Here is a 12,927-nt window from a genome sequence, read left to right on the forward strand (position 1 = left end):
TATGCTAGGAAAACTATTCATTGTACTGCTTATACCAGTAACCATTTATGTTGTTTATTACCTGTTAAATCGTACGGCCAAAAATAGCAAAGCCATTAAACGTGTATTAAGCGACGAAGGCAAAGAAATTCTAGAAAAAGAAGTTGCCTATTACCGCAATCTGTCCACTGCGGACAAAGCGGAATTTGAAACCCGCTGTTTAAAATTTTTGGATACGGTCAAGATTGAAGGTGTGGGTGTAGCGGTTGAGCTGAAAGATTATATGATGATTGCCGCCAGTGCAATTATTCCAATATTTGCCTTTAAGAAATGGACTTATCCCAATTTGACCAATATTATGGTTTATCCTTCCCAATTCAATACAGCCTATGAATTTGAAGGCCATGCTGACCGCAATATTATGGGTATGGTGGGTGAGGGAGCCATGAATGGACAAATGATATTGTCTAAATCGGCACTGGAGTATGGCTTTAAGAATCCAAACGATGGACAGAATACAGCGATACACGAATTTGTGCACTTGATCGATAAAACCGATGGCACAGTGGATGGCATTCCCACACATTTGATGGATAAGGCTTCAGTCATTCCTTTTATGAATCTGATACGGGAAGAAATTACCAAGATAAAAGAAAATAAATCTGATATTGATGTATACGGCATGACCAATCCAGCTGAGTTTTTTGCGGTTGCCTCGGAGTATTTTTTTGAGAATCCAGAAAAATTTAAGCAGAATCATCCCGATCTCTATACCGCACTTTCTGAAATTTTTGAACAAAGTTAGTTATCGATAAATAAAATTTTAGTATTTTTAAGGCAAACAGAAGTTGTTTGCCTTTTTTCTTTGAGCACCCGCTCCTAGGCGGAAAAAAGAACGATGCGATTGTGAATCCATCGCTGCTGGCAGCTTCGCTAAAGTTTTGTTAATTATAACTGTTATGCCTAAAACTACAATTTATTCTTCTATTGCCCTGGCTTATATGCTATTTTGTGGCAGTAATCCGGGATTTTCCCAGCAGCGTTTTGCTACAGGGACAACATTTACTGAAATGGCCGATCCCACAAAGGATACTTTATCCAACTGGTCGAATGTTAAAGCCGGTCTACATGCTTCGTTTGTATCGATAGACAAACGTTATCCCAAATCTGTTAATCCAAATCTGACAACACAACGTACGGCGGCTGTGGATGCCTGGAAAGGTGAGCAAGTATCGGCACAAGTATTGTTATGGACCAGTGCTGCCGCAGCAGATGTTGCTGTATCGGCAAGTGAATTAAAGTCTACCACAGGCAAGGTGATCGGTAGCGATGCGGTACAAGCGCGTTTTGTTCGTTATGTCATGACTGATGAATTTGCAAGTGGTTGTGGCCATCGTAAACCAGAAGATTTTAAAGCTTCTCTGTCGGCAGATATGTTGGATGATCTGAAAAGCTATGACCTTGAAGCTAAGAAAGTCCGTCCTGTATGGATTACAGTAAAGGTTCCCAAGGAAGCTGCTGCTGGACAATATAAAACGACAATTTCAGTTAAGCAAAATGGTCAGGTAAAGGAACAGTTACAACTTACGGTCAATGTGCAAAATCATGTGCTGCCACCTGCATCCCAGTGGACTTATCATTTGGATCAATGGCAACACCCTTCGGCAGTTGCCCGCGTCAATAATGTGAAGATGTGGAGCGATGAGCATTTTGAAGCGTTGAAGCCTACCATGAAACAACTTGCAGCTGCAGGGCAAAAAGTGATTACTGCGACTTTAAATAAGGATGCCTGGAACGTACAGACCTATGATCCTTATGCGGATATGATTATCTGGAAGAAGGCAAAAGACGGTTCCTGGACCTATGATTATACTGTTTTTGATCGGTGGGTAAACTTTATGATGGATCTGGGGATCAACAAACAGATCAATTGCTATTCGCTTTTACCATGGAATAACGAGGTACATTATTTTGATGAAAGTAAAAATGAACTGGTCAATGTAATTGCTAAACCGGGAACGCCGATATTCGAAGAATTATGGACGCCTTTCCTAAAGGATTTTAGCAAACATGTCAACGCAAAGGGCTGGTTGAAGATTACCAATATCGCCATGGATGAAAGAGGTCGTGAAGAAATGGATCCAGCCATAGCATTGTTGGAAAAAGTAGCGCCTGAGTTTGGGGTTGCTTTTGCAGATAATCACAAAAGCTACCAACGTTATCATAAAAGTACCGATATCAGCGTTGCCGCCGGAGATCCATTTGACCAAAATGATTTGATTGAACGACGCAAAAAAGGATATATTACGACATTTTATGTTTGCTGTTCAGACGAATTCCCAAATCAATTCACGTTCTCGGATCCAGCAGAATCCACCTATATGGCTTGGTATGCGCTAGCGGCAGGCTTCGATGGAGCATTGCGTTGGGCATTTAACTCCTGGGTCAAAGATCCGCTGCATGATTCAAGGTTCCGTACCTGGCCAGCGGGAGATACTTATATTGTTTATCCACAAGGAAGAAGCTCTATCCGTTATGAACGTATGTTGGAAGGTATTCAAGATTATACCAAAGTCGGCATTCTTAAAGCAAAGTTGGAGAAGTCAAAAGATCAAGCTAACCTAGCGAAGCTAAATGCAAAAATTGCAAAATTGAATACCGCTAAGCGCTATGCGGACTGGAATAAAGATCTCAATGATGCAAAGCGTTTTGTCGATGAATTGTCGCGACAAATCAACTAAGGATTTATTAAGTCTATAATTTTAAAAAAGCTGCTTCAATCAATTTGAAGCGGCTTTTTTCTTGATTATAATCTTTTTCTATTTTAAGTGCAGCGGATTGTTGGCTGAAATTTTCGGCGCAGTGTATCCTTGCTTCCCGTTGAGGCTATCCTTGCACATGCGATCATTTTATATGCTTGGGTAATACAGTATTGTTCAGGTAATATCCCAAACCATTACGCTAAATTATTGTTGTTATTAAGTGGCGATAACATAATTTGCGTAGGGTCGCTGTCACAAAATCTTAAATTATAGTATAGGTATGAAAAATGTAGCACACCAGATTGTGGGTCTTTTAAAGGATGCGGGAATTCAGCGTATTTATGCCGTAACGGGCGATAGTTTAAATTTTTTCAACGAAGCTGTTCATGCAGATGGAACGATGCAATGGATCCATGTAAGACATGAGGAAGTGGGGGCATTTGCCGCAACGGCAGAGGCTGATTTGCACGGGATCGCCTGTTGTGCGGGAAGCAGTGGACCAGGACATGTGCATTTGATCAATGGTGTTTATGAAGCACACAAGACACGGGTACCCATGCTTGTGATCGCATCAACCTGTGCTACATACGAATTTGGAACCGATTATTTTCAAGAAACCAATCCAATCAAATTGTTTGATGATTGTTCTTGCTATAATCAAATGATCACTCGACCAGAGCAGGTGCAACGTATGGTGCAAAATGCATTACAACAGGCTATCTCTAAACGGGATGTGGCGGTTATCGGTTTGCCTGGTGATGTATCAGAAATGGAAGCGGTTCAAATGAATACCTCAACGAAGGTGTTTTTCACTGAACCTCAGGTGAGGCCTTCGGATATGGAAATCGGGCGCCTGGCGCAGTATATCAACCAGGCTGAAAAGATAACCTTGTTCTGTGGTGTGGGAGCCAAGAAAGCACAGGAGCAAATTGTAGCGTTATCACAAAAGATCCATGCGCCAGTAGGTTATTCATTTAAAGCAAAGTTGGATATTCAACGCGACAATCCCAATGAAATCGGTATGACCGGACTTTTGGGCATGGCGTCGGCATTTCAAAGCATGCATCATTCGGATCTTATTTTACTTTTGGGGACTGATTTCCCTTATAAAGATTTTATACCGACGAATAAAACCATTGTTCAGATTGATATTGAAGGCGAAAAGCTCGGGCGCAGATCTATCGTAGATTATGGGCTAGTGGGCGATATCAAGCATACCTTAAAAGCGGTATTGCCCTTTGTGGAAGCGCGTTCGGATACAAAATTTTTGGAGAAGCAGCTTGCATCCTATGCAAAAGTCAAGGAAGATCTCATGACTTATGTGGACGATTCGGGCAGCGAATGCGCGATACAGCCTGAATTTGTTGCGCATACCATTGATCAAAAAGCGAGTGATGATGCGATTTTTCTGCTTGATACAGGGATGTGCTGTGTGTGGGGAGCACGTTATATTAATCAGCGAAAGGATCGTATCATGCTGGGGTCTTTTAACCATGGGTCTATGGCTAATGCCATGCCAATGGCTATTGGAGCGGCATTGACACATCCTAAACGTCAGGTTATTGCTTTTTGTGGTGATGGGGGACTATCCATGTTGTTGGGGGATCTCGCAACAATAAAACAATATAACTTACCGATTAAAATCATCGTCTTTAACAACCGTGCACTTGGTATGGTTAAATTGGAAATGCAGGTGTCAGGTCTGAAAGATCAGGAAACCAATATGGTCAATCCAGATTTTGCGATGATCGCGCAAGCGATGGGAATACGCGCATTTACGGTGACTCAGCCCCAAGAAGTGGATGCTGTTATCACTGAAGCTCTTGGTATGACGGATGAGCCTGTCCTGATCGATATATATACCAATCCCAATGCATTGGCTATGCCGCCCAAGATATCCTTCAGTCAAATGAAAGGGATGACAGAAAGTATGGCAAAATTAATGTTGTCGGGTAATTTCGAAGAAGTATGGGATACCATTAAGTCGAACTATAAACATTTGAAATCGCTTTAATAACTTGTGATATTCGAATTGTTAAACATATTAAAAGCCCCTCGAAGCATAACAGCGGAGGGGCTTGTTTTGTGTTAAAAGTGACTTGAATGTGTGGCTGTCAGACCATAATATGCTGATCAGCGGATAGTCGAAATTTGGAGGAAAATGTTATCTCAACATTGACGTTGAACAAACCAAAGACTTTTAAGTAATTCTTCTTTACAGCGTCTGAGTTTTTCAACTTTGGATTCGGAAGAAATGGTAACTTGCTCTTTAACAATAATAGCCAAGTCTGTTTCAATGGACAATTTTGTGAGTGATGTACATCCACTATCAAATTTCTTAAAGCTTACATCTTTCATACTAATATTGGTTAAGAATTCCTGAATTTTATAGCGTACAATTTACTAATAAAAATTAGCTTTACAATAAGCTAGCAATAATTTTATTGTTACTAAATTGTTTATTTTTAATAGCTTATATCGTGCTAAAATAGCCGAGTGCTATCTAACTTATAAACAATATTTGCTTGCTTTTTGTTTTCTGAATTTTAAATTTTTAAAAGTTAGTTATTTAAAACAAAATTTCTTTTGAATTGCTATCTATTTTATCAAACAAAAAAACACGATGAGAATAATAAATTTTGGATTTATAGTGTTGCTGTGTTGTGCTGCTTGCCATCAGCAACAAAAAAAACAGGATGCTTCCACGAAACTCAATGACACTGTTCAGAGTACTCAACCTTTGGATGCTGAGAGGTTTCTTACTGGAAAGAGTACGTATCAATACCTTAAAAATGGCGATACCATTTCATTATCAATCACTGTTGATGGAGAAAAGGTAAAGGGTGATCTAAGCTATGCCTGGAAGGAAAAAGATCGTAATAAGGGACATATTGATGGTGTATTGAAGGGGAATATTTTAACTGCCGATTATACTTTTTCTTCTGAGGGACAGGAATCCGTCCGCCAGGTAATATTTAAATTATCCAAGGAGCGTGCACTGGAAGGTTATGGTGCGATGGAAGAGAAGGCTGGAAAAATGACTTTTGCCGATCCTAAAAAGATAGCTTTTGATGAGAAATTTGCCTTAGAAAATTTAACGAAGGGCCAATGAGATCAGCTTGGGAATAAAAATTAAGAGGCCGATCAATAGTGCAGTGATGCTGCTGATCATCACTGCCGCTGCGGCAATATCTTTAATTTTTTTTATGTTTGGATTATTTTCAGGACAGATAAAGTCGGCTATATTTTCCAATGCGGTATTTAACAATTCACAGACAAATACAAAACCAATGGAAAAGAGTATAGCAATCCATTCGTGGGTACTTATGTGAAGCACAAATGACAGGGTAATGGCAATAATGGCCGCTATACAATGCACCCTGAAATTATGTTCTTCCTGCCAGGCTGTTTTTAGCCCACTGAACGCATAGTGAAAACTCTTTAATCTAGCACGAAATGAAAAGTTATTTTTGACCATAGTTGTCCTACTATTTTCTGTAAAGATAGCGCTTTCTGCTTATCTAGGCATACTGGATTTTTTATTGTATTTAGTCTGAGCTATTCCTTGGCCATATCCATCTGATCCGCTTTCTTGTTCATCCTTTTTACTTTATGGGGCTTTTATTACAAATGCAGCCTAATTTTGAGTAAATTGCTGTATGATCTATAATTTTGATAAAACGATTGTTCGTCGTGGTACCGATTCGGTCAAATGGAATCAACATGATTATGGCGATTTGATTCCACTCTGGGTTGCGGATATGGACTTTCCAGCAGCACAACCTGTTGTGGATGCGCTTGCGCAGCGGGTTCAACATGCTGTATATGGGTATGCTACTATTCCAGTTACTTTTTACAGCGCGGTTATGAGCTGGTCTTCGCAGCGGCATAAATTTGTACTTCAGCCGGAATGGATACTTCCTGTTATCGGTGTGGTACCGGCGCTTTCAGCTTTGGTTAGCGCATTTACCTCACCGGGTGATAAGGTTTTGGTTCAAGAGCCTGTATATCATTGTTTTTTTTCCTCAATAGAACGCAATCAAGCCGAGGTGGTTTCCAATGACTTGATTTACCGCAATGGTGAGTATGCTATTGATTTTGAAGATTTTGAATATAAAGCAAGTGATCCGAAAGTCAAGTTATTTATTTTATGTAGTCCACATAATCCCGCTGGCCGTGTTTGGACTAGAGCTGAGCTTGAGCGTCTCGGTGAAATCTGTTTGCGGCATCAGGTCTTAGTCATTTCGGATGAAATTCATTGCGATCTGGTATTTGAGGGCCATACACATATTCCTTTTGGGAGCATCAGTGCAGCCTTTTTGGCGAATTCGATTACCTGTGTAGCACCGAGTAAAACCTTTAATTTGGCAGGACTCCAGGTCGCTACGGTCTTCGTAGCCGATCCTGAACTCAGAAGGAAAGTGCAGCAGGCTTTCTTAGCCAACGAGATAAGTAGCATAAGTCCCTTTGCCATTACAGGCCTGATCGCTGCGTATGAGTCGGGTGGGGAATGGTTGGATCAAGCTTTAAGCTACATTCGTGCGAATTATGTTTATTTGAAAGGCTTTATGGCTGAATACCTGCCTGCTTTGCATGTCCTTCCTTTGGAGGGTACTTATCTGGTATGGGTAGATTGCGCCGCTTTGGGGATTTCAAGTCGAAAATTGGGGCAGCTCTTATTGGACGAGGCACATGTACAGGTCAATGTCGGTGCGATGTATGGCAAGGAGAGTGACGCCTTTATTCGCCTCAACATTGCTTGTTCAAGGGAAGTCTTGACAACAGGCTTGTCGCGTTTGAAGATTGTTTTCTCCTCTTTACTGCAAGGAGCAAAATAGTATACGGATAAATTCTAAGTGAGGAGTTGAATAGGTTCTGATATACGGCGAGTTTTCGGCTCATAGTATCGTGGATCATAGTATCTTCCCGCTTAGCGAAAAGAAAATAGCGTAATGAACAAAAAATCCGCTGTATCTCTCGATGCAGCGGATTTTTTGAGGTTTGTTTTAGCCCCGATTAAATCCCCATTTCTTTCAGAATGAAATGCGCGTTGTCGATTTTATCGGCAACCCAGAGGACATAACGAATGTCGACTCCGATGGATCTGCTGTAACTCTCGTTCCAGGCGAAATCATTAATTGTTGCATCATAAGCACGGTCAAAATTTACACCGATTAATTCACCATTGGCATTCATTATTGGAGATCCTGAATTTCCACCTGTAGTATCCATATCATATAAGATATTGACCGGCACAGATCCCAGATCTTTTTGAAGATAAGGGCCAAAATTTTTATTGAGGTAAGCTGTCTTGATTTCTTGTGGATAGTCAAATTCTGCTAAACCAAGATTTCCTTTTTGAATGATTCCTTCGATTGTCGTGAATGGCTTCATATAAGTTGCATCAGCAGGAGAGTAGCCTTTGATGTGCCCATACGTCAGACGTAAGGTTGAGTTTGCATCAGGAATAAAGTTTTTGGCCTGAAAAATTTCCTTGACGGCGACATAATCGCCCATTAATTTGTTCAGTACCCCTTCACGTCTTTTTTGTTCAGCAGCGAACTGGACAATATCATTGTTCAATTTGCCCTGGAAATCCAATAATTTGTCGTCAAATTTCTGGAGTGCATCGGCATTGGCCAAGACAGTATTTAGTATGTAATTTTGATCGCCAAGTTTACTGTTCTGAATAATCTCTGTTGCAAATTCTTGTGCGGTACCCGTATTAAATTGCAATTTCTGAATGGAGGCCAATTGATTCTTACCTTGGAATGCAATGGCATCTTCCAACATTCGGGAGAAAATACGCTGATCAGCCTGCTTATTGTAGCTTTCGTAGGTTTCTTTAACAGCGGTTTTTAATTTTTCGATATTCAGATCGAAAAGCTGCTTGGCAGCTTGGGAAGATTTTTCCTTTGCCAAGTTGGTTTTCAGAACGTTTAGGTCGCGGGCTACTTTCAATAAGCTCGTACTATTGTAAATATTATTGATCCAAAGTTCTTTCAGGGCATCTTGATCGCTCAGCTGATAATAGGCATCAATATCAGTGAGTAGACTTCCATATTTGTTTTTCAATTCGGGTTTACTTAAGATAAAAGCCGCCAGTGCTTCGTCTTCTTGTTTTTTTGTCGATAGCAAGTCGATTCCTCGTAAGCCCTTGAGTTTACCACGATAGTTTTTCAATACATTCGCATTACGTTTTATGCGTGTTGCCAAGGACAAGGCGATATCGGTATTGTCTTTTCCTGCTTCCTCCATCTGTTTATTTTGGAAATCATACAGGTTGGATACGTAAGGCAAAAGATATTCCTGTTGATATTGAATATATTGTGCTGGTCTGTGTCGGAATGTTTTTCCGGGATAACCAAGGATAAAGGTGAAATCATTCTCCCGTACACCATTTGGATTGACTTTAAGGTGTTTTTTGGGCTGGTAAGGAACGTTATCTTTAGAATAAGGTGCAGATTTTCCGTTTTTGCCGACATAAGCTCTCAGAAAAGAATAATCTCCCGTGTGGCGTGGCCATACCCAGTTATCTGTCTCTCCACCAAATTCGCCGATGTTTTGACGTGGAATATAAACTAAACGAACGTCTTCGATTGTTTTATAACGGAATAGGACATAACTTTTACCGATAAACATTTCCGATACTTCAGCTTTAATCGTGGGATCTTCTTTTTCCGCTTGTTTAACCAGTTCCTGTTGTTTACGTTTGATCGTATTGATACGCTCTACCGGGTCACTGATGTTGGCGACAGCATTTAATATTTTAGCGGAAACATCCTCATAAGAATCGGTAATTCTTATTTTTAATCCTTTTGCCTCAATTTCCTGTTCTTGATTTTGGGCGACAAAACCGTTTTTTAGGTAATTGTTGATTGCTGTACTGGCAAGTTGAACGGCAGAAAAAGCGCAGTGGTGATTGGTAATGATCAAACCACGGTTTGAGACAAACGACCCAGTACATCCACTGACTTGAACCAGGGCATCTACCAGTCCGACCTGACCGGGATTGTAGATATCTTTCTCACTGATCTTTAACCCAGCTTTCTTCAATCCAGCTCTATTTAATTCACTCAATGGAAACATTCCCTCATCGGGATTTGCCTTGCTATAAGGACTGTTTGCCATGGTTAAGAATAGAGCTAGTGCAATTGTCGTGCGATTTATAAACTTCATAGGATTTTAACTATCAACTGTTGTAAATCTCCAAATTTAAGAAAAGCATTTTGATGAAATCGATTTTTTATGTGAACTAATGTAACAATAGTGGATATACTGGACCTTTTTGGCAAGGTATTTATTGTATAATCGGCAGGCCAAATACTCCTGTTGACTTTAATTATAAAGGATTTGACATTGGTTTACGACAGGATTCGTAATTTTGTGCTTTAAAGATAGTAAGATGACCTTAATCCAACTGGAATATATTATAGCTGTTGATACCTACCGAAGTTTTGTTGCAGCTGCAGAAAATTGTTTTGTCACGCAACCTACGTTGAGCATGCAAATACAAAAACTTGAAGAGTCTTTAGGAGCAAAAATCTTCGACCGGAGCCGTCAGCCTGTTGTTCCTACAGAAATCGGCGAGAAAATTATTCTTCAAGCTCGATTGGTATTGACGGAAAGCCGAAAGATCAATGAGATCGTACAGGATAAAAAAGGGGAAATTGAGGGTACACTACGGGTCGGTGTTATTCCGACAATCGCACCTTATTTACTTCCGAATGTGCTGACCACATTTATGGAGAAATATCCGAAACTACAATTGCAGATATGGGAATATACGACAGAACGGATTGTGCATGAATTGAAGGTCGGACTTCTGGACTGTGGTGTGCTATCTACTCCCTTAAATGACCCCGGGATTTTGGAATCACCCTTATTTTACGAAAATTTTGTCGCTTATATTTCAGCCAATAGTCCACTGTTTCCTAAAAAGATACTAAGTGGTGATGATATTGCCGATGATAAACTATGGTTGCTCAATGAGGGTCATTGTATGCGCGGGCAGGTGCTTAATATTTGTCATCATAAACATAATCAAGATCTTACAGGACGATTTGAGTATAATACGGGTAGCGTAGAGACCCTAAAACGTATGGTAGACATCAACGACGGAATCACGATATTGCCTGAGTTGTCGATTTGGGATTATTCCGATGAACAATTGGATAGGATCCGTTATTTCAAATCACCGGAACCAGTACGGGAGATATCATTGGTGACGACGCAAAATTATGTAAAGAGACATGCAATTCAGGCCTTAGAAAAAGAAATATTGGCCGTAGTACCCGATAAATTCAAAACAAAAAAGAAAAAGGAAGTGTTGAGCTTTCAATAGGACGATATGAGAAACCTCAAAAGACGTTTTTTTAAAAAAATAGACCAGATCAATCAATGGCGGATGAAGAAAGTTTCTAACCGGAACTTTATCATTATACTCGCATTTTTGGTTGGAATTGTTGGTGGTATTATGGCATCTGTGCTAAAAAGATTAACCCATTTTATTGCGACGACTATACAGGATGATATCGATTGGAAAGTAAAATACTCGGTTTACTTGATTTTTCCATTGATAGGGATTTTGCTCAGCGTGTTTTTTGTTCGCAAATTTTTGAAAGGGAAGAAGATGGAGCATGGGATTACCCCGATTATTTATGCCATCAGTCGGAAGGGCAGCCGATTGGATCCCAGCAATATTTATTCTCAGGTGGTGACATCGGCTATTACCGTTGGCTTTGGCGGGTCCTGTGGTTTGGAAGCTCCTGTTGCTTTGGGTGGTTCTTCGATCGGTTCTAATATCGCCCGTTTTTTTGGATTGCAGTATAAGGAAGTTACCATGTTATTGGCTTGTGGTGCAGCAGCAGGAATTTCAGGTGCTTTCAACAGCCCTTTGGCAGGAATGATTTTTGCTATCGAGATCTTGCTTCCCGAATTTTCCATTCCAGTGTTCATTCCTTTGCTGATCTCATCGGCATTGGCTTCTGTAGTCTCTCGGGTGCTTTATAATGAACCCTTATTCAGTACATTCAATTCCGATTGGCAAGTTTCGGCATTGTTGTTTTATTTGCTATTAGCTGTGCTGATTGGGCTTTATACGATTTACTTTGCACGTGTTTCTAGGAGTGTGGGGAAATGGTTTTCTAAGATTAAGAATCCCTATAATAAAGTGTGGGTCAGTGGTATCGCCTTAGGTCTGATGATTTTTGTATTCCCAGCGCTGTATGGTGAGGGCTATATTACCATTCAGCAGATTCTCAATGGTCAGTTTAACTCGATTGTTAAGAACAGTTTGTTCTCAGACTACAAGGATATGGGATTAGTAGTTTTGGGCTACACGATATTGACTTTATTTGGAAAATCCCTTGCTGCGTTATTTACATTAAATGGCGGTGGAAATGGTGGGGTATTTGGGCCAAGTTTAGTGATGGGAGGTCTGTTGGGCTTTGCATTTTCTTATGGTGTAAATTTGACCGGAATTGCCGAGCTAAATGTACCCAATTTTGTGGTAGCGGGGATGGCCGGTGCGTTGAGCGGCATTATGCACGCGCCATTGACAGGTATATTTTTGATTGCAGAAGTGACCGGAGGTTATACCTTGATGGTTCCATTGATGCTGGTTTGTTCCATTTCCTATTTGATTAATCGGTCGGTTTTAAAGCATTCCATTTACACCAAGGTATTGGCGGAGTCTGGCGATCTGATTTCCTATGAAGACAAGGATCGATCCGTGTTAAGTATGATGCGGATAAAATATGTATTGGAAACTAATTTTGTGATCTTACGCCCCGACGAAACACCAAAAGGTCGACAAACAGACATTATCCATAGTAAACGCAATATCTTTCCAGTGGTTGATTACGAAGGCAAATTTATGGGGCTTCTTTATAGCGAGTTTCTATTCTCCGTATTATTGGGTGAAGTGGATGGGGGGGATACGACTTTCGAAAAGTTAGCTCAGAAGCCAAATGATACGGTAGGTATCAATGAAAACATGGAAATCGTGATGGCTAAAATGAATAAGGACGACACGTGGATACTTCCAGTTTTGGGGGATGAAAATAAGTATATGGGCTTTGTTTCCAAATCGAGTGTTTTCAACAAATATCGCGCGTTATTGATACGTCAGGGACACTATTTGGAATAAACTGAGTATACATTGTTAGAACGCGAAACGAAGTGT

The 12,927-nt window shown here is 40.4% G+C and carries 10 protein-coding genes; 7 read left to right on the top strand and 3 right to left on the bottom strand.

Annotated features, from left to right (window positions below):
- Position 1 precedes the first annotated feature (1 nt).
- The 3 genes from BV902_RS11280 (at position 2) to BV902_RS11290 (ending at position 4,755) form a co-directional block, all read left to right on the top strand.
- Positions 2 to 784, top strand: a complete 783-nt coding sequence (locus tag BV902_RS11280; RefSeq protein ID WP_075992010.1) for a zinc-dependent peptidase — start codon at positions 2 to 4, stop codon at positions 782 to 784.
- A 154-nt stretch (positions 785 to 938) separates the two neighbouring features.
- Positions 939 to 2,720: a DUF4091 domain-containing protein gene (locus BV902_RS11285; protein ID WP_075992011.1), complete on the top strand. Its 1,782-nt coding sequence runs from the start codon at positions 939 to 941 to the stop codon at positions 2,718 to 2,720.
- A 301-nt stretch (positions 2,721 to 3,021) separates the two neighbouring features.
- On the top strand, positions 3,022 to 4,755 hold the full coding sequence (locus BV902_RS11290) for a thiamine pyrophosphate-dependent enzyme (protein WP_075992012.1): 1,734 nt from the start codon (positions 3,022 to 3,024) through the stop codon (positions 4,753 to 4,755).
- A 155-nt stretch (positions 4,756 to 4,910) separates the two neighbouring features.
- Here BV902_RS11290 and BV902_RS11295 read toward each other — a convergent pair whose 3' ends face one another.
- Positions 4,911 to 5,099, bottom strand: a complete 189-nt coding sequence (locus BV902_RS11295; protein ID WP_075992013.1) for a hypothetical protein — start codon at positions 5,097 to 5,099, stop codon at positions 4,911 to 4,913.
- A gap of 265 nt (positions 5,100 to 5,364) precedes the next feature.
- Here BV902_RS11295 and BV902_RS11300 point away from each other — a divergent pair, with 265 nt between their 5' ends.
- The gene (locus BV902_RS11300) at positions 5,365 to 5,853 is read left to right on the top strand and encodes a hypothetical protein (protein ID WP_083663565.1); all 489 of its coding nucleotides are present in this window, start codon (positions 5,365 to 5,367) and stop codon (positions 5,851 to 5,853) included.
- On the opposite strand, the gene BV902_RS11305 is transcribed toward BV902_RS11300, so the two are convergent.
- Positions 5,836 to 6,219: a diacylglycerol kinase gene (locus BV902_RS11305; RefSeq protein ID WP_075992014.1), complete on the bottom strand. Its 384-nt coding sequence runs from the start codon at positions 6,217 to 6,219 to the stop codon at positions 5,836 to 5,838. The genes BV902_RS11300 and BV902_RS11305 overlap by 18 nt on opposite strands.
- A gap of 181 nt (positions 6,220 to 6,400) precedes the next feature.
- Between BV902_RS11305 and BV902_RS11310 the strand changes: the two genes are divergently transcribed.
- Positions 6,401 to 7,579, top strand: coding sequence for a MalY/PatB family protein (locus BV902_RS11310; RefSeq protein ID WP_075992015.1), 1,179 nt, complete (start codon positions 6,401 to 6,403; stop codon positions 7,577 to 7,579).
- 178 nt (positions 7,580 to 7,757) lie between these two features.
- Here the strand turns inward: BV902_RS11310 and BV902_RS11315 are convergent, their stop codons facing one another.
- Positions 7,758 to 9,920, bottom strand: a complete 2,163-nt coding sequence (locus BV902_RS11315) for a S46 family peptidase (protein WP_075992016.1) — start codon at positions 9,918 to 9,920, stop codon at positions 7,758 to 7,760.
- Positions 9,921 to 10,146: 226 nt separating this feature from the next.
- Here BV902_RS11315 and BV902_RS11320 point away from each other — a divergent pair, with 226 nt between their 5' ends.
- Both BV902_RS11320 and BV902_RS11325 read left to right on the top strand, forming a co-directional pair.
- Complete coding sequence (locus BV902_RS11320) at positions 10,147 to 11,085, top strand: hydrogen peroxide-inducible genes activator (RefSeq protein ID WP_075992017.1); 939 nt, start codon at positions 10,147 to 10,149, stop codon at positions 11,083 to 11,085.
- Between the two features lie 6 nt (positions 11,086 to 11,091).
- Positions 11,092 to 12,891 (top strand): chloride channel protein, encoded by a 1,800-nt coding sequence (locus BV902_RS11325; protein ID WP_075992018.1) that lies wholly within the window; start codon positions 11,092 to 11,094, stop codon positions 12,889 to 12,891.
- Positions 12,892 to 12,927: the final 36 nt, after the last annotated feature.

The organism is Sphingobacterium sp. B29 (genome assembly GCF_001952815.1).
GTDB lineage: Bacteria > Bacteroidota > Bacteroidia > Sphingobacteriales > Sphingobacteriaceae > Sphingobacterium > Sphingobacterium siyangense.